Origin of the sequence: Burkholderia sp. S-53 (assembly GCF_025560745.1) — a bacterium.
Lineage (GTDB): Bacteria > Pseudomonadota > Gammaproteobacteria > Burkholderiales > Burkholderiaceae > Burkholderia > Burkholderia pyrrocinia.
The window spans coordinates 2,900,160-2,926,984 of record NZ_CP090484.1; the positions used below are offsets into that span (position 1 = coordinate 2,900,160).

The following is a 26,825-nucleotide window of genomic DNA, read 5'->3' on the forward strand; positions in this document are numbered from 1 at the left end:
GGCCAGCGCAAGCCCGTTATCAGGGTGAACAGGCCCTGGGCAAGCCCGGTTTAGCGGGACCAGTCCCCGTGCCTTTGGACAATCGCTCTGCTATACTCGGTAGTCTTTCCCTGCAAACCTTTATTCGTGTCGGATCATGACGATCATTCGCGTTAAAGAGAACGAGCCGTTCGAAGTTGCAATGCGTCGCTTCAAGCGCACGATCGAGAAGAACGGTCTGTTGACCGAACTTCGTGCGCGCGAGTTTTACGAGAAGCCGACCGCGGAGCGCAAACGCAAGAAGGCGGCAGCGGTGAAGCGTCACTACAAGCGTATCCGCAGCCAGACGCTGCCGAAGAAGCTGTACTGAACGATTGGGCGCCGCGCGGTTCGCTGAGCGGCGCACCGGCGACTCCGTGCGATCGGGTGCGATCGCACAGCCGATCAGGCGGCGAGTCGCCGATGCCGGATTCGAGCAACCCGCTTGAGACACTGTCCCAAGCGGGTTTTTGTGTTGACGCCCGTTCGCGGGCGTCGGATTCACGTTTCCATCCCGGGTGAATGATGAGTTTGAAAGAGCAGATCAGCGAAGACATGAAGGCCGCAATGCGCGCGAAGGAAAGCGAGCGCCTGGCGACGATTCGCCTGCTGATGGCCGCGATCAAGCAGCGCGAGGTCGATGATCGGGTCATGCTCGACGACGCGGGCATCACGGCCGTGATCGACAAGATGATCAAGCAGCGCAAGGATTCGATCAGCCAGTTCCAGGCCGCCGGCCGCGACGACCTCGTCGCGAAGGAGCAGGCCGAACTGACCGTGCTGGGCGGCTACATGCCCGCGCAACTGTCGGATGCCGAAGTGGCGGCCGAAGTCCAGGCGGCGGTCGCGCAAACCGGCGCAGCCGGCCCGCAGGACATGGGCAAGGTGATGGGCGTGCTGAAGGGCAAGCTCGCCGGCCGCGCCGACATGACGGCCGTTTCCGCGCAGGTCAAGGCCGCGCTCACGAAGTAAACCCGTTCCCGGTGCGCGCGGCGTTGCGTGCACCGGGCGTCGTATTGTCTTTTTTCGCTCGATCCCACGGTGATTCCGCATTCGTTCCTGCAGGACTTGCTGAACCGCGTCGATATCGTCGACGTGGTGGGTCGGTATGTGCAGCTCAAGAAGGGCGGCGCCAACTTCATGGGGTTGTGCCCGTTCCATAACGAGAAGAGCCCGTCGTTTACCGTCAGCCCGACCAAGCAGTTCTATCATTGCTTCGGTTGCGGCGCGCACGGCACGGCGATCGGCTTCCTGATGGAGCATGCGGGGCTCACGTTCCCGGAGGCCGTGCAGGAGCTCGCGCAGTCCGTCGGGCTGACCGTGCCGCATGAGCCGTCGATGCGCGGCGGCGGTGGTGGCGGTGGCGGTGGCGGAGGTGGCGACTATCCGGCGCCCGTGTCGAAGTCCGTCGCGACTGCGCTGTCCGACGCGATGACCGCCGCGTGCGACTACTACCGCAAGCAGTTGCGCGGCGCGACCGTCGCGATCCAGTACCTGAAGAACCGGGGCCTGACCGGCGAGATCGCCGCGCGTTTCGGGCTCGGTTATGCGCCGGACGGCTGGCAGAACCTCGAAACGGCGTTCCCCGACTATCGCGACGAGTCGCTCGTCGAGTCGGGGCTCGTGATCGTCAGCGAGAAAACCGATGCGCAGGGCGTCGCACGCCGCTACGACCGGTTCCGCGAGCGGATCATGTTCCCGATCCGCAACGTGAAGGGGCAGGTGATCGGCTTCGGCGGCCGCGTGCTCGGCAGCGGCGAGCCGAAGTACCTGAACTCGCCCGAAACGCCGCTGTTCAACAAGGGCAGCGAACTGTACGGGCTGTTCGAGGCGCGGCTCGCGATTCGCGAGCGCAAGTACGTGCTGGTCGTCGAAGGCTACATGGACGTCGTCGCGCTCGCGCAGCTCGGTTTCCCGAACGCGGTCGCGACGCTCGGCACCGCGTGCACGCCGATCCACGTGCAGAAGCTGCTGCGCCAGACCGACACAGTTATTTTCAGTTTCGACGGCGATTCGGCCGGGCGGCGTGCGGCCCGGCGCGCACTCGAGGCGTGCCTGCCGCATGCGGCGGACAACCGCACGATCCGTTTCCTTTTTCTGCCGACCGAGCACGATCCGGACAGCTATGTGCGCGAGTTCGGCGCCGATGCGTTCTCCGAGCAGGTCGAGCGCGCGATGCCGCTGTCGCAATTTCTGCTGAACGAAGCAATTGCCGGCAAGGCGCTCGATCAGCCGGAAGGCCGCGCGAAGGCGCTGTTCGATGCGAAGCCGCTGCTGCAGGCGTTGCCCGCGAACGCGTTGCGCGCGCAGATCATGCACATGTTCGCGGACCGCCTCGACATCCCGTTCGAAGAGGTCGCGGGGCTGTCCGACGTCGATACGCGGATCGCGGCGCCGCCGCGCCAGGCGCCCGCGCGCAGCGAGCGGCGCCGCGTGACGGACAGCGAAAAGCGCGCGTTGCGCACGCTGGTAATGCATCCGCGCATCGCGTCGCAGCTCGACGACGAACAGATTGCGACCCTGCGCGCGTTGCCGCGCATCGGCGAATTGTTTGCCGAAGTCGTCGACCATGCGCGTGCGCTGGGCGACGGCGCGGAGTTCCGGCTGCTGTCGGATGTCCTGCGGACGTCCTCGAACGGGGCGACTTACGAGGAAATCTTCCGCGAAATTCTGGACTATGATGAAAACGTCCGTGATTTGCTGTTACAGAATCCGGAGGACGAGACGGTGCCCGAGCGGCAGCGTGAACAGGAACGGATCGCGGGGGAGGAGCTGCAGGCAGCGGTGCTCAAGATGCGCTACGACGCTTGCTGCGACCGGCTCGATCGGCTGGCGCGGCAATCCACCTTCACACCCGAGGAACTGGCTGAATTGACGGAATTGAACCAGCAGCGAACCGACATGAAGCGTCGGCTCGGGCTGTAGGCGGCCGGGGCGCTTAGAGAGGGCTCCCCAGCGTGCTATAATATAAGGTTTCCAGCGGTTTGTTTTCCAAGCAGAGGCGAGAATCGCGATGGCAAAGACGACAGGCGGAAAGAAAGCAACAGGCAAGGGCTCGACGGAGCCGACCAAGAAGGTCACAGCGGCCAAGTCTGCTTCTTCCACCAGGACAACGTCTTCAGCATCGTCAGCCCCTGCGGGAAAGAAAACCGCGGCCGGCACCGCTCAGGCTGCGCCGGCACCGGCAGCCAGAACACGGGCTGCCGCCAGACCCGACTCCGGGCCGGCCAAGCCGGCGGCGAAGCGGGCAAGTGCGAAAAGCGCAAGGGACACGACTGCCGCCGCGGACGAAACGGCAGTACGTACTACTCATGCACCCACGGTTCAACCGGCTGTCGTCCAGCAGCCGCGAGTCGATATAGCCGGTACGGCGAACTCCATGACCAAAAAGCTGAACGAAGTATCCGTCGACGACGACGCAAATCAGAGCGACGAGCAGCCCGCAGCCGCGGCTGCCCCGGGCAAATCCAAGGTGCGCGATCGTCGCGCCAAGGAAAAGGCGCTGCTGAAGGAAGCGTTCGCGACGAGCACGCCGGGCACGGCCGAGGAGCTCGAAGAGCGCCGCGTGAAGCTGCGCGCGCTGATCAAGCTCGGCAAGGAGCGCGGCTTCCTTACGTACGCCGAAATCAACGACCACCTGCCGGACAACTTCACCGAGACCGAAGCCCTCGAAGGCATCATCGGCACGTTCAACGACATGGGCGTGGCGGTCTACGAGCAGGCGCCGGACGCGGAAACGCTGCTCCTGAACGACAACGCGCCGGCCGCGTCGTCGGACGATGAAGTCGAAGAGGAAGCGGAAGTCGCGCTGTCCACCGTCGATTCGGAATTCGGCCGCACGACCGATCCGGTCCGGATGTACATGCGCGAGATGGGCACGGTCGAGCTGCTCACGCGCGAAGGCGAAATCGAGATCGCGAAGCGGATCGAGGACGGCCTGCGCCACATGGTGATGGCGATTTCCGCGTGCCCGACGACGATCGCCGACATCCTCGCGATGGCCGAGCGCGTCGCGAACGAAGAGATCCGCGTCGACGAGCTCGTCGACGGCCTGCTCGATCCGAATGCTTCGGACTCCGCCGATACGGACGGCTTCTCCGCGAAGGAAGCGGAAGCCATCGAGAACGAGGACGAGGAAGCCGAAGAGGAAGAGGAAGAAGAGGAAGAGGAGGAGGACGACGGTGCCGCACAGGCATCGGCCAACGCCGCCCAGCTCGAAGCCCTCAAGCGTGCCTCGCTCGAGAAGTTCTCGCAGATCAGCGAGTGGTTCGACAAGATGCGCCGCGCGTTCGAAAAGGAAGGCTACAAGTCGAAGGCCTACCTGAAGGCGCAGGAAACGATCCAGACCGAACTGATGACGATCCGCTTCACCGCGCGTACCGTCGAACGCCTGTGCGACACGCTGCGTGCGCAGGTGGACGAAGTGCGTCAGGTCGAACGTCAGATCCTGCACATCGTCGTCGACAAGTGCGGCATGCCGCGTTCGGAATTCATCGCGCGCTTCCCGGGCAGCGAAACCGATCTCGACTGGTCCGAGAAGGTCATGGCCGAGGGCCATTCGTACAGCGCGGTGCTGTCGCGTAACGTTCCGGCGATCCGCGAACAGCAGCAGCGCCTGCTCGACCTGCAGGCGCGCGTCGTGCTGCCGCTGAAGGACCTGAAGGAAACCAACCGCCAGATGGCGGCCGGCGAACTGAAGGCACGCCAGGCGAAGCGCGAAATGACCGAGGCCAACCTGCGTCTCGTGATCTCGATCGCGAAGAAGTACACGAACCGCGGCCTGCAGTTCCTCGACCTGATCCAGGAAGGCAACATCGGCCTGATGAAGGCGGTGGACAAGTTCGAATACCGTCGCGGCTACAAGTTCTCGACCTATGCGACGTGGTGGATCCGTCAGGCCATCACGCGCTCGATCGCCGACCAGGCGCGCACGATCCGTATTCCGGTTCACATGATCGAGACGATCAACAAGATGAACCGCATCTCGCGGCAGATCCTGCAGGAAACCGGTCTCGAGCCGGATCCGGCAACGCTCGCCGAGAAGATGGAGATGCCGGAAGACAAGATCCGCAAGATCATGAAGATCGCGAAGGAGCCGATCTCGATGGAAACGCCGATCGGTGACGACGACGATTCCCATCTCGGCGACTTCATCGAGGACACCAACACGGTCGCGCCGGCGGATGCCGCGCTGCATGCCAGCATGCGCGACGTCGTGAAGGACGTGCTCGATTCGCTGACGCCGCGCGAGGCGAAGGTGCTGCGGATGCGTTTCGGCATCGAGATGAGCACGGACCACACGCTCGAGGAAGTTGGCAAGCAGTTCGACGTCACGCGCGAGCGGATCCGTCAGATCGAGGCCAAGGCGCTGCGCAAGCTGCGTCACCCGAGCCGTTCCGACAAGCTGAAGTCGTTCCTCGAAGGGAACTGATTTCCAGCGTCTCTGCTGCGAACGCCGCCGGCATCGGCGTGATGCCGGTGGCGTTTGTCCCCTTTGTTGTTACAATGCCGGCCCGGCTTCCTTGCCGGGGCTGCGTGTAGCACGCTTCGTATCTCACCAGGGCTTGTAGCTCAGCGGTTAGAGCAGTCGACTCATAATCGATTGGTCGCGGGTTCGAACCCCGCCGGGCCCACCAATAAAGACAGGGGCTTACGTCGTTTATCGCGACGTAAGCCCTTTCTCTTTGTGTAATTCCTATGTAGTCGTGTCAGGCATTCACGATGCAATCTTGAGCGTCGACGGCATCAGCAACGTGCCTTCCCTGTGCGTGCGCGTATCGCTCGAACATCTGCAATGTCTTATGACCGGAAATCCGTTTCACGGTCACAAGGTCGACGCCCGCTTGTACCAGATGCGTGATCGAGCTGTGCCGCAGCGTGTGCCGAATGATCTGGCGTGAGGGCGAAATAACCGAACTGCGTCGGGGTGCCCCAGTGTCCCGGCAAGCCGGTGCGCGCGGTGGCGCAGTAATCGCGTGCAGCAATGCGATAGTGACTTTTCGGCCGGGCAGCGCATGCCCGGCTCTTTTTTGTCCGCCTGAACCCGCTTTCGATTTGCAACTGGCCTATCATGGTGAGCATCCCGCCCGCACACAATCAGGCCACCGCCATAAACTGACGCCCGCCCGTCATCGCATGGCTGACTCTCGAAGGCCGCGCGACCCTAGACGCCTACGCCCGCAGTCGAGGCGAGTCGATCGAACGTGTCGCAGGCGACCTGATCTTGGCCGAATTGCGCCGCCGTCACGTGCCGGTTGTACCGGCTGAATCGCTGCCGCAGCCGACTCGTGCCGAAGTCGAAGTAGCCCGGTTGAAAAGTCGGCGGCCGAATCGTTCGGCCGGGCCGCTGTCGTGCACGCTGACGACTGGTCGGCACGTCATCAAGTGTAAAAGGGCTCACGCTGATCGGCAGAACGCGCGCGATTAACGCTTGAATCGTCGCGGGTCGATGCCGTTTTGTTCGAGTAGTTTTCGCAGGCGCGTGTTATCGATCCACAGCGTCGCGAACGCTACTAGCATCATCAAGGCGGTAAACCATTCGCCGGTCGCGCTGATGAGCGCCCAACCTACGGCGGCGCAAATCAACGCCGTGGCGATGAGAAGCGCGCGGTCTGCAATCCACTTCATCGCGCACCTCGAATCGCCGTGTTTGCCTTCAAACCGAGATAGCTATGCGGGCCGGGCGCGAGGACTTCGGGGTGTCGCAGGATTTGGGCCATGACCAAAGGGTGAACGGCAAGCCCGTATCGCGTGCCCCATTGAGCTACCGCCAGAGACGTATTAGCCCCGCGCTTGCCGCTGCCGCATGACACTGCGGAGTCAGTGGCGACGATCAAGCTACCGACAACCGCTCCAAGATAGAAGCTCGCGAGAATCGAACCGCCGACGGTGACTGCTTCCAACTTCGTGGTTGCGCCAATCAGTTCCGCGACCGTCGCATCCGCGCCTAGCGTCTTGATGACGCCCATCATTGCAGCGACGCTTGCGACGGATGTTTGAAGCGTCGCGAAAAGCGTCGTCGGAACGGGCATATGCAGCGCGGTCATGTTCGCTTGGAAAGCTTCGAAAAATGTCGGGCATTGAGACATGCTGCTTACTCCGGATTGAACGCGTAATTTTCGCATACACGTTGCACCGACCTACCTGACAAGGCTGTCAGGTGGGTACGGCGCCGACTCAAAGGGCGGTCTTTTGCTGATGCGTCAGCAGGCCCGCGTTCTGCGCTATCTTTTCACGCATTCGGTTTGCGTACCGGGGGTATTGAGGGCATCGCCCAGTTGCCACTCGTTTCGATGCCAAACCCGACGAGCATCGTGCGAAGCCCCAAACTCGGCACTGCGCCGGGCGAAGCAAATTCTCGTTTGGGAAATCAAGTGAAACGACTCGCGATATCACTGTGCGGTCTGCTGTTCGGGTTGCTCGTTACATGGGTGTTCCTCTACACGTTCAGTCATATCCGCTGGCCCGCAAGACCCGACCGTATCGCAAAAGGTTGCAATGAGCTGGGCAAGTGCCCGACACCTTGGTGGGCTGCTCCGCTTGTGGTTGCGTAGCCGAAACTAGCGGGATAGCGTCTGAGATGTCGGCAACGGGATGGCGAAGCTAGCGTCCCGGAGGGCGCGTACAGGCTGGCGGGCGAAGCGGCTCCATACCGGGGAATCTGGGTGGGGAGGCTGGGTGGAAGGCTTTCCCGGGCAATTGCCATAGGGAGGGCTGGGCTCAGCCTTACCACCCGGGGCCCAGACCCACGGGAATGCTCAGGGCTGAGCCTTAGGCGCAAGGATTTTTACGGCTGCCGTTTCTTCACGATCTGTCGACAAGGTGTGGTTACACCAGTAAAGCAAAATGAAATCAAGAGGCCCTCGCCTCAAGTTGATGCTGCAACGTTTTGTAACCTAGATGGCGGTGTGTTTTACAAGCTCGGGGAGGAATTCCATCGCTGCGAGCAAGACTGGCGACCGTCGGACATTGTGATGAGTCAATAGCCAAATATCCCTAGTAATAATTGCCTGCTTCGGAGAAACACGGACAAGGTCAGGGACCAGGTTAGCGATGAAGCAACGTAAGGCGGCTGAACCAACACCGCTCCGCGCAGCCATCAGATAAACCCAGCGCCGATTTTATTGATTTCAGCATTCTGGTGACATTTATTGTCCTTGTAATACATCGTGCCGCTGGTATCCTAATTTCCCCACTGCCGTTCGCATCCGAGGTATGACTTTTGTTCGACGCGCTGGTGGGTTTGCCAAGCGGAAGCTTCTGTACTGCTTGAACGGGGTTTAGAAAGTACGGTTGGCACGGATGTTTCCGGAGGAAGCGAGCGTTCGTGGCAACACGTCTAGACGAATAGCTAGTTGTAGTTGGAGACCATTGATGGATACCGGGGTTGTCGAGCCGACGGATGAATCGGCAAAGCCTTATTGCGTCCAGATTCAGGCGACCGTCGCTGGACGGGTCAATCTGGCGGACTTCCAGAACGCGGTGCCCGTGGTTCGGGAGCTTTCCATAGTTAACGAAACGGAAGACGCATTCCGGGACCTGAAGCTCACCGCGATTTCTGACCCACCATTCCTCAAGCCCAAGACTTGGCACCTAGACCATCTGGCGGCGGGGCAGACCCTGCGTATCACGGACCTTGATTTGTCTCTCGACGGTCCGCTGCTTGGCCGCCTGACTGAGTCGGAAAAGTCGGTGGTCACGCTCACACTCACTGCGCCAAACCGAGAGTCAGCCGAGGTTGCAGTTTCTGAGCAGACAGTCGAGCTTCTTCCAAGGAATCAGTGGGGCGGCCTGTCGTCGTTGCCGGACATGATTGCGGCCTTCGTTCAGCCGAACGAGCAGGCAGTCGAACGTGTGCTCAAGCAGGCTGCGGAGGTGCTACGCAAAGCGGGGAAGCCCGGCGGCATCAATGGCTACCAGGAAGGTGCAAAGCGCGCATGGGAACTCGCTTCTGCTATCTGGAATGCAATTGGAGCGATGGGACTCGACTATGCCGTACCTCCCGCGAGCTTCGAGCGGGAAGGACAGAAAGTGCGCGGGCCCAGCCAGATTGCGGAATCTGGACTCGCTACCTGTCTCGACCTGGCTTTGTTCGTCTGCGCGGCACTGGAGCAGGCGGGCCTGAATCCAGTTCTCGTCTTCCAGCAGGGGCACGCTTTTCCCGGCGTCTGGCTGAAGCCCGAAGAGTTCTCGACCACTGTCATTGACGACATCACTGCTCTGCGGAAGCGGGTGAAGCTCAAAGAGATGGTCCTGTTCGAGTCGACCCTCCTTGCACAGAGGCCTCTGCCGATTTTCAGTTTCACTACGGCCAAAGGTGAGGAACACATCTCCGAAGACGAAGAGCCGAAGTTCGAGCTGGCAATTGATATTCGACGCGCACGCCTGCAGCGCATCAAACCGCTTGCTAGCGAACACGCTGTAGTTCGTGGCACAGCTGGCACCGAGATGACCGAGGACCTGACTCCGCGGTGGGAGGATGCCCCTGAGTTTTTGGATGAGCTCGAAGACGCGCATTCAGACGACGGGCAGGAGCGGCCGGAGGACCGTCTTACACGCTGGCAGCGAAGGCTCCTCGACCTGTCACTCAGGAACAATCTGCTGAGCTTCAAGTCGGGAAAAAAGTCCCTGAAGCTTGACGCGCCTGAGCCAGGACTGCTTGAGGATGTTCTCGCGGAGGGACATGCGCTAAAGCTGCTGACCCGTCCGGACCTCATGGACGGTTCGGACCCACGCAGCCAGGCTATCCATGAGGCGCGCGAGCGCGAACACATTCGCCGCCAGCACGCCCTCGACGCGTTGACGCGCAAGGAGGTGTTTATCGGGTTGCCGCAGGACGAGATGGATTCGCGCCTGACTGAATTGTTCCGGAATTCCCGGACCACCTTGCAGGAGGGTGGTTCGAATACACTGTACCTCGCGCTCGGCTTCCTATCTTGGACGCGCGACGACAAAGTGTCACGGATCGGCGTAAAGGAGCCGGGGATGATCGGCGTAATGGCGCCAGTAGAACTGGGGTAAAGCGCGGGTTCGAACGGTTTCAAGGTTGCGGTTTTTTACCGTTTTTGGCAACTGTATTTTGGGGCAGATCAGGCATGGGTTTCGGTGCGCGTCGGCTGTCGCCTTCAAGCACGAGCCGGTAGGCGCCGTGGCGTAACCGATCCAGAGTTGCTGTGCCGAGGATGCGGTTGTCGGGGAACGCGGCGCCCCATTCATCGAAGTGCAGATTCGATGTGAGGATCGTCGCCGCGCGCTCGTAGCGGGCATCCACGAGATCGTGGAAGTCCTCATCCTGCGGGGTATGCAGAGGTTTAAGCGCGAAGTCGTCAACGATCAGCAGCGGTACCTTGGCGAACTGCTGGAACCGGCGTTCGTAGGTACCGGTCGCGCGCGCGGCGTTCAGCCGCTTGAACAGCTCGGTCTGCGAGATGAACAGCACGTCGCGCCCCTGTCGGGCCGCGCAATGTCCCAGCGCTTGCGCCAGATGGCTCTTGCCCGTGCCTGTCTGCCCGGCGATCAGGATCGAGACCTTCTCGTCGAGATAGCGGCCGGCCGCGAGATCGTAGACGTAGGCGCGGTTCAAGGCGGGCAGCAGGTCGAAGTCGAAGGACTCGAGCGTCTTGCCGATGGCGAAGCCGGCACGCGAGAGGCGGATGGCGAGCTTGCGGTTCTCGCGGCGGGCAACCTCGTCGTGCAGCAGCATCGCGAGGAACTCGGTGTAGGCAAGTTGTCCGTCGATGGCCTCGCGGTTGCGCTGTTCGAGCGAGTCGAGGATGCCGGACAGGCGAAGCTGCTTGAGGATGGAATTCAGTTCGGGACTCGGATTCATGGATTCAGTGGATCAGCAGGGATTGAAGGTCACGGCCGAAGCGGCCGCCGTCCTGGTAGGTACCGCCCGGCATCGCGGTAGCGCGCGTGGTGGCCTGGCCTTCCAGGCCCTTGTCGAGGATGCCCTTGACGGTGCGATACTTCGGGCTGCTGAAGGCGAGCGCGCGCTCGCAGGCCGCTTCCAGCCGGGCGTCGCCGACCTGCTCGCGCAGCCGGATGAGGCCCTGCGCGCCGCGCAGGTTCACGAGCACCGTGTCGTTGAACAACGCGAGGATCACGCCGTGGCACGACGGCCCGATCTCCTTCGCCCGGGCCAGACACCACTGCGGATCGTGTTCGAGCCAGGCCTGAGCTTCGGGCGGCTGATGGTCCCGGACCGTATGGCGACCACCGGCCCGTTGCCGCGGGTGGGTCGCGACGAGCTGATGCTGGTGGTACAACTGGATGACCGTGTCGGTCGCCTTCAGCCAGAGGGGCTTGCCGACCAGTGCATACGGTGCCGAGTACAGCGCGTTGCGGTAGACGATGTGGCCGTCGCGGTGGACGCTGACTTCCTTCCAGACGGAGATCACCGGCGCCACGTCCGGCAACGCCGCGAGCAGCGGCTTCTCGATCGCGAAGCGCGCGAGCGGTTGCTCGTGGGTCGTGCCGTGCGTGCGTGTGCCGGCTTCCTGCAGGACCCACTCGCGAAGCTGCCGATTCGCATCGGCCAGATCCCGGAACTCGCGCAGCGGCACGAAGGACTTCTTGACGTATTTGACGCCCGACTCGACGACGCCTTTCTTCTGGGGATCGCGTGGCGGACAGGCGTCGATCTTGAAGCCGTAGGCCTCGGCAAGCGCCGCGTAGGAGCGTTGTACGGCCGGATCGTACCGGCAGGCTCGGATGATCGCGCACTTCGCGTTGTCGATGATGATCCGGCTAGGCCGGCCGCCGAACCATTCGAAGGCGCGCCGGTGGCAAGCCAGCCACGTCTCGACGGTTTGATCCAGCACGATCTCGGCGTACTGGTGACGCGACCAGCACAACGTCATCACGAAGATCCACGTCCGAACCTCAATGCTCTCGACGCTCAGCACGGGACCGGCGCCGAAGTCGACCTGCACCGCGTCGGCCGGCGCGAACTCGAGGATCGTCGTGGCAGCCACGCCGCGCTCGGCGGCAAGATGCCCAACCATACGGCGAACTGCCGAGTAGCTACCGGTGTAGCCGTGGTTGCGGCGAAGTGCGGCGTGGATCGTGGTGCCCTGAACGCCAGCCGCGAGCCAGTTGCGAATCTGCTCGCGAAACGGCTCCACAGTCGACACACAGGTACTCGGCAGATGCGGCGTGCGGCCGAAGACCCCTGCAATAACCGTATCGTCCGGCAACGGTTGCGTGGGATCGAGCCAACCCCGCGTCTGTGCTTCGCGGCGTACGCTCGTGAGCTTCTTGCGTCCCATCAGTCCGCCGCGCGCGATGTCGCGGTCGGAGTCGCCCTGCCGCATACGGACAAGGACTTGGCGATACTCAAACAATTCGAACCTCCGATTGGCCATGGACGCTCCGTTCAAAAAGAACAGAGCGTACCGACTAGGAAAGTTCGAACCGCGCCTTTGCCCCGGCGCTGCTGGCGTCTTTACGCCGATCCTGGACTGGCGCCTATGCGCCGATCATCAGGTGGCGCCTATATGCCGATCACGGATTGGCTCCATAACGGCGATCCGTGACAGACAAAGAAGACAAGAAATATCGTGCACCTCTCATCCTCGTACCTGTCACTCTCGAGCGTCGCAGTGCGCGCTCTGGTTTCAGTCTGAAGCTTTACGACGAAGAGGCCCGATTCAATCCGACGCTCATTGAAATGCTGCGTCAGGACTTCGAGCTCGAACTCGGTGTGAACGATGTCGAACTGCCCAAGGATGATTCAGGCCTCGATGTTGCAGGAATCTGGAAAACGGTGTCCCATGCCATCAAGGACATCAAGGGCTGGGAGGTCGTGGAAGAAGTCGTTCTGGCCTCTTTCTCGTTTGCCAAATACTTGATGTGGCGGGACCTCACCGAACGTACCGAGCAGCTCAAACAGAACGCGGTAGTTCGTCACCTCATCGATACTCCGCGCGATTCGTATCAAAGTACGGTGGAGTTCCCTGATGTCAGGCGGCTGGACGTCGAGCTGCCTGTGAAGGAGACGTTCTGCCCTTTACCAGCAGACTCGTCGCAGCTTTCCGCCGTGGTCGCAGGCAGCAAGGGCAAGGATTTTGTTCTGATTGGACCACCGGGCACCGGAAAGAGCCAGACGATTGCAAATCTCATTGCGCAGTGCCTCGCCGAGCGCAAGCGCGTTCTGTTCGTTTCCGAGAAGATGGCCGCGCTGGATGTCGTCTACCGGCGCCTCGCGGACGTCGGCCTTGGAAATTTCTGTCTCGAGCTTCACTCCAGCAAGGCGCGAAAGACTGATGTTCTTGAGCAGTTGAAAACGTCATGGGATGCCTCTGCCGTCCTCGCGCCTGAGCAATGGCACGCAGAAGCGGTCCGACTTGAAGGACTGAGGTCCCAGCTGAATGGATATGTTGAACGACTCCATCTTCGGCACTCGAATGGCCTGAGCGTCTATGAGGCAATCGGTCGAGTCGTCGGCGGTCATGACCTGCCCGCGTTCCGGCTGACGTGGTCGTCTACCCAGGCGCATGACATGGAAGCGATGCGGGGTCTTCGCGAAACCGCTGAACTGCTCGATGTCAATGCCAAGGCATTCGGTGAAGAGAAGTTGACGTCAACCCCGCTGGCACATGTGGCTCAGACCGAGTGGTCGCCTCTCTGGGCGGCTGCGCTGGACGACGCTGCCCGCGCGGTACCAGACGTTGCGGTGCGCTTCGAGAAAGCAGCGGCTGACCTGCGCCAGGCTATAGGGCTGCCGGACCTGCCGTTGGACCCCCGAGTACGCGATGGTATGCGGATGCTCGCCGCGGTCCTGCCGTCCGCGTCTGGTTACGACTGGCGTTTTGCGCTACGTCCGGATGCAAAGGCTATTGCGGATGGATTGCGCCAGGCAACACCAATGTTGCAGCGGTACCGGGAATTGCTCGGCACGCTGTCGACGCCTTGCTCGAATCAGACACTCGAGGACCTGCGAGTAGGCATTAGCCATTTGCAACGCGATTCGGAATTGCATGCAGCTCTTTCCGTGCCTTGGAGCGAAACACTGCGCGCTCGCCTCGCCAAAGGTATCGAACTGCTGCGCGCCCGACTTGACGTTCTCGGCCAGCTTTCGATTCCATACAAGGAGGGCATCCAGACAAGGACAATTGCCGAGTTGCAGTCTGACCTGCGTGAGCTCAAGGACTCGGGTTGGCCGATGAGCATGATGCGCAAACGGTCCTTGACGAAGAAGCTCAGGGAGCTGGCAGGCGGAAACGGTGGCGAACCGAACATCGACGGTGATATCGAGTGTCTTACGCGAATTGACGCCCTCAATAACGAAATCAAGGAATACGGTGACCTGTTCTCGCTCACTTCGAGCGTATGGACGGGGCTCAAAACAGACCTTGATGTAGTTTGTGCACTCCTGTCATTCCAGACGGCCCTCGAGCGTGCTCGTGAACGCTCGAACTGGGATGACGTGGGCCTTGACCCAGTCAGCCGAGGGCAATGCGGCGATGCTGCTCAAGATGACCTGCAGCGGATGCGTGAGCTGCGGAAAATCGAGCAGGTTATTGCGAGCCTCGCTCATCTGGAAATCGAGACGGGCAATGTCTGGGCCGGTTACAAAACTGATGTCGTAGTCGCGAAGGCATATGTACCTTTTCAAGGAGCGCTCTCTGCTGCACGAGCAGAAACCCACTGGGTGGATGACGGATATACGGTAATCGAGTCTGGACGCGCTGGCCCAACCGCGGCTACCGACATACGAAACATGCGCGAGTTGGTTTCGTTGCATGCCAGAATTCAGGAGTTCGCAGACCTGTCAGGCAAGACGTCCGGTCTGTGGAGCGGTCTACAAACCAAGATTGATGGCATTGAGCCGGCCCTCAAGTTTTTCGAGTCTCTCTCGGCCGCACTGGCAAACCTCGCGAATACACCTGAACTGCTTGCAGCGGTCAAAGCCCCGGTCGCCCTTCTGCTTGGCGACAGCAATATTCTGCTTGAGCCGTCAGGCATCGTTGCTGGTACGAGGCGCACCTATGCCGAAGCGCTGCAGTCGTTTAATGAAGTTGTCGCTCAATTTGCTACTGCCAGCGGGCTGGCATCTTCGGAACACGCGACTCTGCATTCGCTTCTCCCCGGGCAAGTAGCGGAACGCGCTAGGCAGGTGGTGCAGAATGCTAATCGGCTGAAACTCTGGTGCGCTTGGCGGAAAGTCCGTCAGCATGCGCTTTCGCTGGGATTGGCCCCATTGGTTTCAGGTATCGAAGACGGCAATATTCAGCGTGGGCAGGTGAAGGCGGTCTTTGAGACCAACTACTGCCGCTGGTGGTTGAATGCTGTCGTGGATGGCGACGAGGTTCTGCGTAACTTTGTGTCCGCCGAGCACGAAAAACGCATCCAGGATTTTCGCGAGCTTGATGAGCAGTTCGTCGCTCTGACTCGGGCCTGGGTCAGAGCGCAACTTTCGTCCGGTCTTCCTTCGCCGGCGAGGGTCGCACTGGGCTCCGAGTGGGGGCTCCTGCGTTATGAGATGCAGAAGAAGACGCGACATCTTCCGTTGCGCGAACTTATGTCGAAGGCTTCTGGTGCAATTCTCAGGTTGACTCCTTGTCTGCTCATGAGCCCGCTGTCGATTGCCCAGTATCTACCGGCTGAGACCTCTGACTTTGATGTCGTGGTCTTCGACGAAGCTTCTCAGATTCCGGTCTGGGATGCGATTGGTGCGATGGCGCGGGCGCGGCAAGTCATCATGGTCGGTGACCCGAAGCAGCTCCCGCCGACCAGCTTCTTCGACCGTGCGGAATCCGATGTCGACGATACGGATGTCGAGGCGGAACTCGAGAGCATTCTGGAAGAATGTATCGGAGCGAACCTGCCGACGATGAAACTGTCGTGGCACTACCGCAGCCGGCACGAGAGCCTTATTGCCTTCTCGAACTACCGGTACTACAGCGGCGACCTGGTTACATTCCCGAGTCCTGTCACCAACGACAGGGCTGTCAGTTTCAATCTCGTGACTGAAGGCCAGTACGAGCGCGGTGGAGCCCGTACCAACAAACCAGAGGCGAAGGCGCTTGTGGTCGACTTGGTTGGCAGACTGAAATCCCCGGGATTCATCGACAGTAGGATGACGGTCGGTGTCGTCACGTTCAACACCGAGCAGCAGCGCCTGATTGAAGACCTCCTTGACGAGGAGCGTCGCAAGGACCCGTCAATTGAGCCGCACTTTGCCGAGTCAGCGCTTGAGCCGGTGTTTGTCAAGAATTTGGAAAGCGTTCAAGGTGACGAGCGGGACATTATGTACTTCTCGATTACCTACGGCCCTGGCATCGATGGCACGATGCCAATGAACTTCGGTCCGATGAACCAGCAAGGTGGGGAGCGGCGCCTCAATGTTGCTATCACGCGTGCCCGCCAGGAACTGCGTGTGTTTGGCAGCTTCAAGCCAGAGAAAATGGACCTGTCCCGAACGCAGGCGCTGGGTGTTCGAGACCTGAAGCACTTCCTCGAGTTTGCCGAGCGGGGAGCTCGCGCTTTGGGTGAAGCCGTTGTCGGCAGCATTGGCGACTTCGATAGCCCGTTTGAGAAGGCAGTGTGTGTGGCACTGGCGGAGAGGGGCTGGACGGTTCATCCTCAGGTGGGCGTGTCGGCGTTTCGTATTGACCTTGGCGTGGTGGACCCCGATGCTCCTGGCCGCTATCTGGCAGGCGTTGAATGTGATGGCGCGACCTACCATCGCTCAGCGACGGCTCGTGACCGCGATAAGCTGCGCGAGCAGGTTCTGAGAGGACTTGGTTGGGAAATCGTCCGAATCTGGTCGACAGACTGGTGGGTTGACATGCTGGGCACACTCGAGAAGGTGGATAGTCAACTGCGAGCTTTGCTTGCGGTCAGACGAGAAGCAGAGGTAGCGGAGATGCAGAGCGCTGCAGCAATCGCGGAAGAGGTCTTGGCCGCCGCAAAATCAGGTTCAGGCAGCGGATTCAGCAACGCAAATGCGGTAGAAGATGTTGTGCCGAAGGTGGTATCGAAAGCCGCAGTCTCCGAAGATGAAGCGCCGGTCATGTACGCTCGCGCCGCGTCAACGCCGATATCCATTGAGCGCGAGGAGGCGATATTCGTTGAAGTTGACTTGACGATTTCCGACCACGAGCGTGACCCGGAGCTGTTCTTCGCTCACTCTTACGACGAGCGTCTGCTCGCGATGATTACAGCAGTCGTCAACGTCGAGGGACCCGTGCGCGACGAGGTTCTGGCAAGACGTATTGCTCGCGCGCATGGATGGTCCCGAACCGGCTCTCGCATTCTGAGTCGCGTGATCGACCTCGCGTCGAAGCACTTCGATGCAGAGACTGAAGATGTTGGCCTGTTTATCTGGCCTAAGACTGTCGGTGATAAGGCATCTTTAGCGTTCAGAAGTCCGCTGCCCGGAGCTACACGACCGGTAGATGAGGTTTCAATCGCAGAGCTGAGAACGCTTGCGACGAAACTGCAAGCCGAAGGGCATGACGAGGAGTCAGGGCTCAACGCCATGAGTCGAGAGTTGGGCCTCCTTCGACTGCGCGCAACGAGCAGAGGCCGCCTTGAGCTGGCATGGCGCGAAGCATAGAAGATGGAGGCATACCTTGTCCGAGAAGAATTGGCCATTCCCGAAAGTTTCGCCTCCCGACAACCAGTCGGATGGGTTGCCACGTGCCAACGAAATGCGTCTTCTCTGGTTCAGCAATCAAGCGGTGAGATTGGGATTCGAGGAAAAGGTATGGAACACCGCAATGGAAGCGGCGGAAAATCTGATTCGTTGTATCCCTGCATCGCCCAGCGGTACCACTGCGGGCGAAATTTGTGTTACGACGCACGTGAACCGAATGTCGCACGACATGCCCTCGAAAGACGTGATGCCAGAATTAACTCGATACGCGTCAGCTCTCGCTCGAGCCTTGCGTGATGAAATTCTGGCGTACGGCTATTCAGTGTTGCGGTGCTCAGGAACGGCGGAGGCGACGGGAGCGGAAACGGCAAGAATCCGGATTGAAATCGAAACGGGGCTCATCGGGGTTGGATGATCGCGTGTCCGCTTTATGCTGGCAATCCGACCATGTATCCAAATTCCGCACAGCGCTGAGGGTGTGAGGGCGTTTTCATTGCGAGCCGCGGTGCGGCGCATGCCGAAGACGCGACATTCCGCCTCGATTCCGGTGATAACGTGCAGTTGATGTCACGCGGATTGTGGCGAAGTACTGGCCCAGACCATGTCCGTAGTCGATCGCTTGTATGCACACTTGCTAGGAAGACTGGCAGAGCGGGACGGATCAGACGGAGCGGATCCTAGTGCAATATTTGAGGTTGGGCGGCAAGGCAGGCAAGACCGAATTCCGATGCAGCAGGTCCGGCTCGGTTTGCCAATATGTGTAGGGGAGCGCGTGTCAAAAGAGAACGCCGAACGAATTCACAAGATCGTGCAACGTATCCGGAAGCGTGGCATGGTCACGATTGAAGAGCTCATGGTTCACCTTGAGGTGTCGCGGGCGACGCTGAAAAGGGACTTTGACGTTTTGCGGGATCGGCTCGGGTGCCCCCTCATTTGGGATAAGCGCAAACGTGGATATGTCATCGAGGATGCCCAGCTACCGGGCGGCGGTCCGTTCGAACTTCCTGGTCTCTGGTTCAGTTCATCCGAGGTCCACGCGCTGCTTACGATGCTGCACCTGTTGCAGGGTGTGCAACCCGGCTTGCTTGAAGAACATGTTGAGCCGCTCAAGGTACGTCTTCGCGAGATGCTCGGGCAAGGTGCGTACTCGGCCAAATCAATCGACCGGCGTGTCAAGCTCATCCATTTCGCGAACCGGAAATTGGATGCACGGAATTTCCAGTTGCTGGCTAGTGCCGTTCTCGACCGCAAGCGCTTATGCATCAGATACTGGAATCGGGAAAAACATGAAGCGACTGAGCGTGAGATCTCACCGATCCAGCTCGTGCACTACCGGGAAAACTGGTTACTCGACGCGTGGTGCCACGCACGCGATGCGCTCAGGTCATTTTCGCTGGAGTCGATAGAGTCTGCGTATGTCGTCGACAAGGTAGCAATCGAGGTCGACGAGTCAACAATGGCGGAACACTTCAAGGGGGGGTACGGAATCTTCGCAGGGAAGGCATTGCACAAGGCAACGCTGAAATTTTCCGCTCAACGGGCACAGTGGGTGTCACAGGAGGTGTGGCACGAGAACCAGATCAGCACGTGGCTGGAAGACGGCAGCTACCTGCTGGAGGTGCCATATTCGAGCGACCACGAACTCTTGATGGACCTGCTTCGCCACGGCGATCAGGTTGAAGTGCTCGGGCCGCCTGAACTTCGGAGCAGAATGTTCGCGATTTTGTGCGTCGCAGCGGAAAAATACCGTGCCGACGCGAGGTAGTGGCTCATTCCGTGAGCCACTACCCTGGGTAGCATGTTTTCCATGCTGGGACGGGCCCGGCTGGGAGATATTAATGCGGATCAATTTCGCGCATCTGCGTGAGCGCGCACAGAACGGCGGATGGATTAATTTTGCTGTTTTCGACGCCCGATCGAGTTCAGGTTCCGACTCGGACAATGCAATCCTCCTGTCACAGTTGACGGCACAGGCTCGCGCTAATTCATTAAAAATCGACCAATCTGCGCTGGCGTATTCCTCCGGCGGGCGCGTCATATTCTATGGAAGTCCTTCCCTGGTCGAATTTCTCGCGGAAAGTGGTGTTCCGCGCTGGACACACCACATGGGTGTTTAACCGGATTGGAGAGTTGAGCGATGGCGAAAAATCCACCGATTGGCGATAACGCGCGCTGTGGGGCGGTTTGTGACAGGTCGCAAGTTTACGGGGAAGTCAGCATGTGTGGCAATCGCAGGCAGGCAGTAGCGAGGGTGCTATGAGGGCGTTGCGTGCCGCCGCTGCTCTCCGCAATTTGCGCGAGCAGCCGTTGTGGCGCTTGCTGGCTGCTACGAAGGCGCCAGCAGCAATTGCCATGCTGCAATCCCTGTTTGCGGAGACCGAGAAGACGCTCCCGAGTTCTGTCCTCCACGAGCGGTTGGCCCGAGATATTGACTCGCTGCGCTCGGCAGGAGAAGACCTTCCGCAGACGCCACAGGCCTATGTAGCCGAGTGGCTCAACCAAGGTTGGCTCACCCGCAGATTTCCCGCTGGAGCGCCTGAGGAGGAGTACGAGCTCTCTGCAGACACACTGACCGCGCTTCGCTTCGTCACGGGGCTACTCCAGCCTCGAACTACCGCCACCGAGAGTCGGCTGTCGGTCGTGATCCATCAGCTATCGCGGCTTGCCGACGAGACAAATAGCAGCCCTTCTGCTCGATTGGCCGCATTGCATGCGGAGCGCGATCGAATCGACCGGGCGATTACAGAGGTCCAGCGAGGTGGGGTGAAGACACTGCCGAACGACCGTGCCGTCGAGCGAGCTCGCGAGGTTATCGCGTTGGCTCAGGAACTCGCGTCGGACTTCAGGCGTGTGCGTGACGAGTTCGAGCGGCTTAACCGAGGACTGCGACAGAGCCTCATGGAGAACGAAGGCAGCCGTGGGGATGTTCTTGAGCAGCTATTCGCAGGCGTCGACCTCATCGGAGAGAGTGATGCCGGGCGCACGTTCAACGCCTTCTGGGGGTTGTTAACGGACAACGAGCAGGCTGCGACCTTGCGCGAGTCACTTGATGACGTGACAAGCCGCTCTTTTGCGCGCGAGCTAGAGTCGCATGAACGCAAGTTCCTGCTTGGCCTGACAGGAGCGCTTCTGAACGAAGGTCGCAGCGTGCATGACGTACTTCAGCACTTTGCCCGTAGTCTGAAAAGCTTCGTCCAGAGTCGGGAGTTCCTGGAGCATCGGCGTTTGCATGGATTGCTCAAGGATGCGACGCAGGCAGCACTTGCAGCCAAAAACAGGGTTCGTCCCAACGAGCAGATCGGCTTCGAACTGACGCAGTCGAGCAGCCGCATCCGCTCCGTGTCCCAGTGGTTGCTGTACGACCCCGCACAAAGAGTCATCGACTCCTCGATGCTGGATGCAGAGCCCTCTGAACTCGACCTGGAGACGGTGAATGAGCTTGTCCAACAGTCGGAAATCGACTTCCGCACATTGAAGCAGCATGTGCTTTCGGTTCTCGATCACCAGTCTCAAGCCACCATCGGTCAGGTGCTGGCGGAGTTCCCAGCCGAGCAGGGACTTGGGAGCGTCGTCGGCTACGTCGCACTTGGCGCTAAGCATGGCGAAGTCACGGATGGTTCAGAAATCGTCGAATGGCAGGGTGAGAATGCCGCACATCGCCGAGCAAGGGTACCCGCCATCTATTTCATGAAGGAGCGTTACCTTGAACTCGTGGACTGAAGACGGCGACGCGGCAGCGAACAGGGCTGTCAGCGATGACGAGGCTGCTGCTGGGGAGCGCAAGGATGACGCTACCTTCCTCGGCGATACCAGTTCGCTGCCGATCGATACTCGTCGGGTCATGGTGCAGTTGTTACTGGGCCCTTCGGTCGATGCGAGGCGGCAGTCTAAGCTCTGGCCGGTATTGCTGCGCGACGAGGCTATTGTTCGGTCTCGGCTGCACGAGTTATTTCTTGAGGTAGTCATCGACCATGAGCAGCAGGTAGCATTCACCCGGCAGGTGACATCAGAGGAACTCGAAGTTCCCATCCTTCTGCGCAAGTCCTCGCTCACATTCCTCGAGACCGCGTTGCTCCTGTTCCTGCGTCAGCGACTCACGCAGGCTGACGCTCAAGGTGAACGCGCTGTGGTGTCGCTGGCGGACATGCAAGAGCACCTCGGCGTTTTCGAGCGCGACCACAACCCTGACCACGCGAAGTTCGGCCGGCAGGTGGTCAACGCCGTGGACAAGGCGAAGAAGCTGAGCCTGCTCCAGCGCATTCGCAGCTCCGACGAACGCTATGAGGTCTCGCCGACGCTGAAGCTGCTGTTCTCGGCCGAAGAAATCCTGCAGCTCACGCGAACCTATGGGCAACTGGCGCAGTCGATGCCGACAACCGGTGAGCCTGACGACTCCGCAGGCGCTGACGTGGCCATCGACGACACGGATGAGGAGGAGGGACTGTGAACACTGCAGAACAAACACTGTTGCTGGACGGTGCAAGCGATCAGTTTCACCTGACGCGCATCCAGACGTTCAACTGGGGTACGTTCTGCAACGTCTTCGATTTTCCAATTCCGGCACAGGGCTACCTCTTCGTAGGCCCTTCTGGCTCCGGAAAATCGACAGTGCTTGACGCGCACGCGGCCCTGATGACTCCACCGAAGTGGGTCGACTTCAACGTTGCGGCACGGGAAGCTGAGCGGCACGGCCGCGACCGCAATGTCATGACGTACCTCCGCGGCGCTTGGGCGCAGCAGACTGGAGACGGTGGCGAGTACGTTTCTCAGTACCTGCGCAGCGGCACGACCTGGTCTGCCATCGCGGAGACCTATCGCAACGAACAGGGACGCGTCGTTGTGCTCGCGCAGGTTCTGTGGGTCAAGGGAAATTCCACTGCGCCCGGAGACGCGAAGCGGGTGTTCCTGACACTTGAGCGAGAGTTCGATATCCAGGAGCTGGAGTTCTTCGCGAAGAACGAGTTTGATGTTCGCCGTTTCAAGCATGACCTGGCGGATGCAAAGGTTCACCCGGAATTCAGCGCTTACCAAGAGCGTTTCCGTCGTCTGCTCGGCATCGACAATGAACGCGCGCTTCGGCTTCTACACAAGACGCAATCCGCAAAGAACCTGGGCGACCTCAATACATTCCTGCGCGACTTCATGCTGGATGAGCCCGAGGCCTTCAGTATTGCCGCCAGTCTCGTAACCGAGTTCGGTGAACTCAATGACGCACACCAGGAGGTGGTGGCTGCCCGCAAGCAAATCCAGACACTCGAGCCTGCGCGTGACGAGCACATGGAGCTTGATCTCGGTAACAACGAACGCAACGGGCTGCAGGCCATCCAGACTGCCATCGATCAGTACCGCGAGCATCGCCGCAGACTGCTCCTGGATGAGCGCATTGCAGAGTTGGAGGTTGAAAAGGAGGGCTCGCGGCAGGAGGGCCTCCTTCTCGCGCAGTTTGTGGACGACGAATTCGTCAAGTTGACAGACCTGCAGCGTCAGAAGCTCAACATGGGTGCTGAAGTCCTCGTTCGGCTTGAAGACGATATCAAGGCGGCTGAGGCGGAAAAACCGGTGCGGATGGCTAAGCGAGACCAGGCGGCAGCTACCTGCAGGGTCATGGGCTGGGCGATGCCTGACAGTGTCGTGTGGTTCGTCCAGCGTGTGGATGCAGCCAGGCAGCGTGTGTTGAAGGCCCGCGACTTGAAGAAAGAAGTCGAGGACCGCAAGGACCAACTGAAGGCGGACCATCGAAAGGCTGGCGAGGAGTTCAGCAAGGCCGTGGCCGAGATCCAGGCACTCGAGCGACAAAAATCGAATCTGCCGGCCCGGCTCGTGGACCTGCGGGAGCGCATGGCCTGTGACCTTTCGATACCGGAGGAGAAGCTTCCCTTCGTCGGCGAACTGGTCGAGGTGCGGCCGGATGCTGCTGAATGGCGTGGCGCCATTGAGCGTGTGCTGGGTGGGTTCGCCCGCTCCATCCTGGTCGATGAGAAGCACTATTCAGTGGTTTCAGCATACTTGAACGAGCGCAACATCGGCGAGCGGCTGGTGTACTTCCGGATCATCCAGCAGTCCTCCAGTCGTATGCCGGGCCCCAACTCGTTGGTGCGCAAGCTGAATCTGGCGTCCGGAACCTTTGGCGACTGGGTTAGGGAGGAGTTGAAACACTCCTTCGACCTCGAGTGCGCTGACACCTTGCAGGCGTTTCGCAATGCGCATCGAGCCGTTACCCGCGAGGGGCAGGTGAAGCATAACGCCATGCGGCACGAAAAGAACGACCGTCACTCGGTCAATGACCGTAGCCAATGGGTGCTGGGTTTCGACAACAAGGATAAGCTGAACCTGTATAAGGAAAGGGCATCCGAACTTGGTGGACGCATCTCTGAACTGCAAGCAGCGCTAAACAAGATTGGAGAGGAAGAAGAGTTCCAGCGGGAACAACTGCTGCACTGCCAGAACCTGTCGAATCTAACCTGGAGTGATGTCGATGTTGGTTCTCTCCTGACGCGTATCGACGATCTGAAGGAGCGGCTGAAGGCGGAGCGGGACGCGCGGCCCAACCTCGCCATATTGGACGACCGGATCAAGGCTCAGGAGGGTATTCACGCCAAAGCTGTCGGCAAGAAGAACGATGAGGATGCAAAGGGCAAGGGCATTGCCAGGGATATCGATCAGCTGAACAGCAAGCTCACCGACCTCACGCGCTTGTGGCACGCGACAGACAGACCGCCGGCGTTTGCCGACCAAATCTCCGCGCGGTATGCTGCCACGGGCAAGGCATTGACCCTTGAGAACGTGGACCAGGTGACCGGTCTGGTTGATCGAGGTCTCAGCGGCGAACTGCGCGCACTCGATACCCGTCTGGCCGAACTGAAGAACTCTATCGTGCAGCGCTTCGCTGAATTCAACCGGCTCTGGCCGGCGGTGGCGGCCGGTCTCGATGCCACGCTTGCCAGCGCCGAGGATTACCTGGCAAAGCTCAAACGCCTGGAAGACGACAACCTTCCTGCGTATGAGGACCGATTCTTCAGCCTGTTGCGCGAGCAGAGCGACCAGAACCTCACGTTGTTGGTGACCAAGCTTGACGAAGAGCGGTCGGCCATTCGGGCGCGTATGGAGCTCGTCAACGAGAGCTTGCGGACGGCACCATTCAACCCTGGTACCCACCTTGTCATCGACACGACGGATAAATCGCTGGAGGACGTTCGGCTCTTCCGTGCGAGCCTGAGGGAGTCGCTGAGTCATTCGTTCTCGAACGACCGCGACCTGGCCGAGGAGCGCTTCAAGGCACTGGCCGCACTCGTCAAACGCCTCGCAAGCCAGGAAACCGTGGACAAGAACTGGCGCAACTTGGTGCTCGATGTCAGGCAGCACGTCGAGTTCGTCGCCCGCGAGCTGGACGAGGATGACATCGAGGTGGAGGTCTATCGCAGCGGCGCTGGCAAGTCGGGTGGTCAGCGCCAGAAGCTAGCTGCGACCTGCCTGGCTGGCGCCCTCCGTTACCAGCTTGGCGGCCAGGACCGGGCACTCCCTAGCTACTCCACCGTCGTGCTCGATGAAGCGTTCGACAAGGCAGACGCCGAGTTCACCGCGATGGCGATGAATATCTTCAAGACCTTTGGGTTCCAGATGATTGTGGCCACGCCGTTGAAGTCAGTGATGACGCTGGAGCCATTCATTGGCGGGGCGTGCTTCGTACATATTAAGGACCGGAAGAAGTCCGCCGTTATTTCAATCGAGTACGACGACGACACGCGGCGCCTGAAACTGACCCCGGATGTGCGTAATGCCGAAGAAGCTTCTATCTCCTGAAGCGGCGCGCGACTTCCTCGTGCGCCGCTTCAACAACCAGCATCAGACTTGGCTTGCTGGTGGTGGGAGCTGGCCGCTGAATGTCTCACTGGGCGCACCGACGGAGAAGGACATCGCCGAGAATCCGACAGCGGTTCGAAGCTGGGCAAGCGCGTGGCAGGCCAGGACAGGGCCAGGGGAAGTCGTATTCGAAGAGCGCCAGTTCGCCCGGCTTGGAAAGCACATGCTGCCAGTCACCTTGAGCCTCGCTGATGCGAACCAGGTGTCTGCTGCTGTCGGGCAATCCAGGCGTTGGACTACAGCCGCAGGACGCTTTCGGCTGATGTTGGATCGCTGGCCACCGCTGGCACATGGGAGCGCGCTGGCATCTAAATTCGCCGTTTTGGCGGACTACACGGGCGAGGATTTCGACCGGTTGATGTCACTCGTGGCATGGTTGGAGGCGAATCCGCAGTCGGGCCTGTATCTGCGCCAGCTTCCAGTAGAAGGGCTGGACACGAAGTGGCTTGAGAAGCGGACGGGTCTGATTGCCGGTCTACTTCGGGCGATAAAAGGAGTAGATGGCGAGGATGGTGACATCCACGCACTGTGTGGCCTGCGCAAGCCCGCTCATCGGGTTCGCATCCGACTGTTATGCCCATCGCTTCGAGCTCAGGTAGGTGGCCTTTGCGATGTCGAAGCGCCTGCCATCGAGCTTGCCAGATTGCCCATCGCGCCCAGAACAGTATTCATCGTTGAGAACCTTGAGACAGGTCTGGCACTTCCGGACGTGCCTGATGCGGTCGTTGTTATGCGTCTTGGAAATGCAGTCGGTGCGCTGGGCGCCTTTCCGTGGATGCAAGCCGCGGTGGTGGTTTACTGGGGTGACATTGACACTCACGGGTTCGCCATCCTGGACCGGGCTCGCAGTGTAGTGCCGCATTTGCGTTCTGTACTGATGGACGAGGCAACGCTGCTTTCCTACGAACCCCTCTGGGGCCAAGAGGTATCGCAATGCCCGAACGTGCCTCTATTGACGCTGACCGCAGATGAGCGGTGGGTCTATGACCATCTCCGGGCTAATACCTGGGGGCAGCGCGTGCGACTAGAGCAAGAGCGCTTGGACTGGAAGAAGGCGTTAGCGACGTTGACGAGCGTTCTGCACGTTGGCTTCGATGATGCGCCGCCTGATGAATTGCATGAATCGACCGCTGTGAGCCGGCAGTTGGAAGATTGAATGCTTTCCTGACACATACGCTGCCGTTGTGCTGCGTTTCGTGTGCCTTGAGAGACGAAGCAAGCAAAGGCTGTAGCGCTCTGCAGCCGCTAAAATTAGCTTGCCAGAAAGGAAAATTTTTAAGCGGACACGTTTTGCTTTATTTTGTTATGTTCGGACGATATTTGCTTTATCGGTAGTTAGCCGTAG

18 protein-coding genes and 1 tRNA gene are annotated in these 26,825 nt (G+C 60.1%); 14 read left to right on the forward strand and 5 right to left on the reverse strand.

What is annotated here, in order from left to right:
• Positions 1-136: 136 nt before the first annotated feature.
• From rpsU to LXM88_RS35135, 5 genes are all read left to right on the forward strand, one after another.
• A complete protein-coding gene (gene rpsU / locus LXM88_RS35115; RefSeq protein ID WP_006479415.1) occupies positions 137-349 on the forward strand; it encodes a 30S ribosomal protein S21 in 213 nt (70 codons plus the stop codon).
• 194 nt (positions 350-543) lie between these two features.
• Positions 544-990 carry a GatB/YqeY domain-containing protein gene (locus LXM88_RS35120; RefSeq protein ID WP_262547082.1) on the forward strand — a complete coding sequence of 149 codons (447 nt, stop codon included), beginning with the start codon at positions 544-546 and terminating at the stop codon, positions 988-990.
• A gap of 69 nt (positions 991-1,059) precedes the next feature.
• Positions 1,060-2,943: a DNA primase gene (gene dnaG / locus LXM88_RS35125; protein WP_262544082.1), complete on the forward strand. Its 1,884-nt coding sequence runs from the start codon at positions 1,060-1,062 to the stop codon at positions 2,941-2,943.
• An 88-nt stretch (positions 2,944-3,031) separates the two neighbouring features.
• Positions 3,032-5,449: an RNA polymerase sigma factor RpoD gene (gene rpoD, locus LXM88_RS35130; RefSeq protein WP_262544083.1), complete on the forward strand. Its 2,418-nt coding sequence runs from the start codon at positions 3,032-3,034 to the stop codon at positions 5,447-5,449.
• 129 nt (positions 5,450-5,578) lie between these two features.
• Positions 5,579-5,654 (forward strand) — tRNA-Ile (locus LXM88_RS35135).
• Positions 5,655-5,726: 72 nt separating this feature from the next.
• Here LXM88_RS35135 and LXM88_RS37340 read toward each other — a convergent pair.
• From LXM88_RS37340 to LXM88_RS35150, 3 genes are all read right to left on the reverse strand, one after another.
• Complete coding sequence (locus LXM88_RS37340; protein ID WP_412524163.1) at positions 5,727-6,002, reverse strand: tyrosine-type recombinase/integrase; 276 nt, start codon at positions 6,000-6,002, stop codon at positions 5,727-5,729.
• A 439-nt stretch (positions 6,003-6,441) separates the two neighbouring features.
• Positions 6,442-6,645 (reverse strand): hypothetical protein, encoded by a 204-nt coding sequence (locus LXM88_RS35145; RefSeq protein ID WP_262544085.1) that lies wholly within the window; start codon positions 6,643-6,645, stop codon positions 6,442-6,444.
• On the reverse strand, positions 6,642-7,106 hold the full coding sequence (locus LXM88_RS35150; RefSeq protein WP_262544086.1) for a hypothetical protein: 465 nt from the start codon (positions 7,104-7,106) through the stop codon (positions 6,642-6,644). The genes LXM88_RS35145 and LXM88_RS35150 overlap by 4 nt, the downstream gene beginning before the upstream one ends.
• Positions 7,107-8,391: 1,285 nt before the next feature.
• Between LXM88_RS35150 and LXM88_RS35155 the strand changes: the two genes are divergently transcribed.
• Positions 8,392-10,038 carry a DUF4011 domain-containing protein gene (locus LXM88_RS35155; RefSeq protein ID WP_262544087.1) on the forward strand — a complete coding sequence of 549 codons (1,647 nt, stop codon included), beginning with the start codon at positions 8,392-8,394 and terminating at the stop codon, positions 10,036-10,038.
• A gap of 19 nt (positions 10,039-10,057) precedes the next feature.
• Here LXM88_RS35155 and istB read toward each other — a convergent pair whose 3' ends face one another.
• Positions 10,058-10,846: an IS21-like element helper ATPase IstB gene (gene istB, locus LXM88_RS35160; RefSeq protein ID WP_262531593.1), complete on the reverse strand. Its 789-nt coding sequence runs from the start codon at positions 10,844-10,846 to the stop codon at positions 10,058-10,060.
• 4 nt (positions 10,847-10,850) lie between these two features.
• Positions 10,851-12,362: an IS21 family transposase gene (gene istA, locus LXM88_RS35165; RefSeq protein WP_262531624.1), complete on the reverse strand. Its 1,512-nt coding sequence runs from the start codon at positions 12,360-12,362 to the stop codon at positions 10,851-10,853.
• Positions 12,363-12,550: 188 nt separating this feature from the next.
• Here istA and LXM88_RS35170 point away from each other — a divergent pair, with 188 nt between their 5' ends.
• The 8 genes from LXM88_RS35170 (at position 12,551) to LXM88_RS35205 (ending at position 26,636) form a co-directional block, all read left to right on the forward strand.
• A complete protein-coding gene (locus LXM88_RS35170; protein ID WP_262544088.1) occupies positions 12,551-17,581 on the forward strand; it encodes a DUF3320 domain-containing protein in 5,031 nt (1,676 codons plus the stop codon).
• A 16-nt stretch (positions 17,582-17,597) separates the two neighbouring features.
• Positions 17,598-18,035, forward strand: coding sequence for a hypothetical protein (locus LXM88_RS35175; RefSeq protein ID WP_262544089.1), 438 nt, complete (start codon positions 17,598-17,600; stop codon positions 18,033-18,035).
• 357 nt (positions 18,036-18,392) lie between these two features.
• Complete coding sequence (locus tag LXM88_RS35180) at positions 18,393-19,385, forward strand: helix-turn-helix transcriptional regulator (RefSeq protein WP_262544090.1); 993 nt, start codon at positions 18,393-18,395, stop codon at positions 19,383-19,385.
• A 73-nt stretch (positions 19,386-19,458) separates the two neighbouring features.
• The gene (locus tag LXM88_RS35185) at positions 19,459-19,737 is read left to right on the forward strand and encodes a hypothetical protein (RefSeq protein ID WP_262544091.1); all 279 of its coding nucleotides are present in this window, start codon (positions 19,459-19,461) and stop codon (positions 19,735-19,737) included.
• 139 nt (positions 19,738-19,876) lie between these two features.
• Positions 19,877-21,340: a DUF3375 domain-containing protein gene (locus LXM88_RS35190; RefSeq protein WP_262544092.1), complete on the forward strand. Its 1,464-nt coding sequence runs from the start codon at positions 19,877-19,879 to the stop codon at positions 21,338-21,340.
• Entirely contained in the window at positions 21,324-22,067 is a 744-nt protein-coding gene (locus tag LXM88_RS35195) for a DUF4194 domain-containing protein (protein WP_262544093.1), read from the forward strand. The genes LXM88_RS35190 and LXM88_RS35195 overlap by 17 nt, the downstream gene beginning before the upstream one ends.
• Positions 22,064-25,420: an ATP-binding protein gene (locus tag LXM88_RS35200; RefSeq protein WP_262544094.1), complete on the forward strand. Its 3,357-nt coding sequence runs from the start codon at positions 22,064-22,066 to the stop codon at positions 25,418-25,420. The genes LXM88_RS35195 and LXM88_RS35200 overlap by 4 nt, the downstream gene beginning before the upstream one ends.
• Positions 25,395-26,636 carry a Wadjet anti-phage system protein JetD domain-containing protein gene (locus LXM88_RS35205; protein ID WP_262544095.1) on the forward strand — a complete coding sequence of 414 codons (1,242 nt, stop codon included), beginning with the start codon at positions 25,395-25,397 and terminating at the stop codon, positions 26,634-26,636. Before LXM88_RS35200 ends, LXM88_RS35205 begins: the two co-directional genes overlap by 26 nt.
• The last annotated feature ends 189 nt before the right edge of the window (positions 26,637-26,825 follow it).

Bases quoted from the DNA above. Each gene is read 5' to 3' on its own strand.
- LXM88_RS35120 (WP_262547082.1), top strand. From the start codon at position 544: ATGAGTTTGAAAGAGCAGATCAGCGAAGACATGAAGGCCGCAATGCGC.
- istB (WP_262531593.1), bottom strand. From the start codon at position 10,846: ATGAATCCGAGTCCCGAACTGAATTCCATCCTCAAGCAGCTTCGCCTG.
- LXM88_RS35155 (WP_262544087.1), top strand. From the start codon at position 8,392: ATGGATACCGGGGTTGTCGAGCCGACGGATGAATCGGCAAAGCCTTAT.
- rpsU (WP_006479415.1), top strand. From the start codon at position 137: ATGACGATCATTCGCGTTAAAGAGAACGAGCCGTTCGAAGTTGCAATG.
- LXM88_RS35190 (WP_262544092.1), top strand. From the start codon at position 19,877: ATGAGGGCGTTGCGTGCCGCCGCTGCTCTCCGCAATTTGCGCGAGCAG.
- LXM88_RS35185 (WP_262544091.1), top strand. From the start codon at position 19,459: ATGCGGATCAATTTCGCGCATCTGCGTGAGCGCGCACAGAACGGCGGA.
- LXM88_RS35150 (WP_262544086.1), bottom strand. From the start codon at position 7,106: ATGTCTCAATGCCCGACATTTTTCGAAGCTTTCCAAGCGAACATGACC.
- LXM88_RS35145 (WP_262544085.1), bottom strand. From the start codon at position 6,645: ATGAAGTGGATTGCAGACCGCGCGCTTCTCATCGCCACGGCGTTGATT.
- LXM88_RS35205 (WP_262544095.1), top strand. From the start codon at position 25,395: ATGCCGAAGAAGCTTCTATCTCCTGAAGCGGCGCGCGACTTCCTCGTG.
- rpoD (WP_262544083.1), top strand. From the start codon at position 3,032: ATGGCAAAGACGACAGGCGGAAAGAAAGCAACAGGCAAGGGCTCGACG.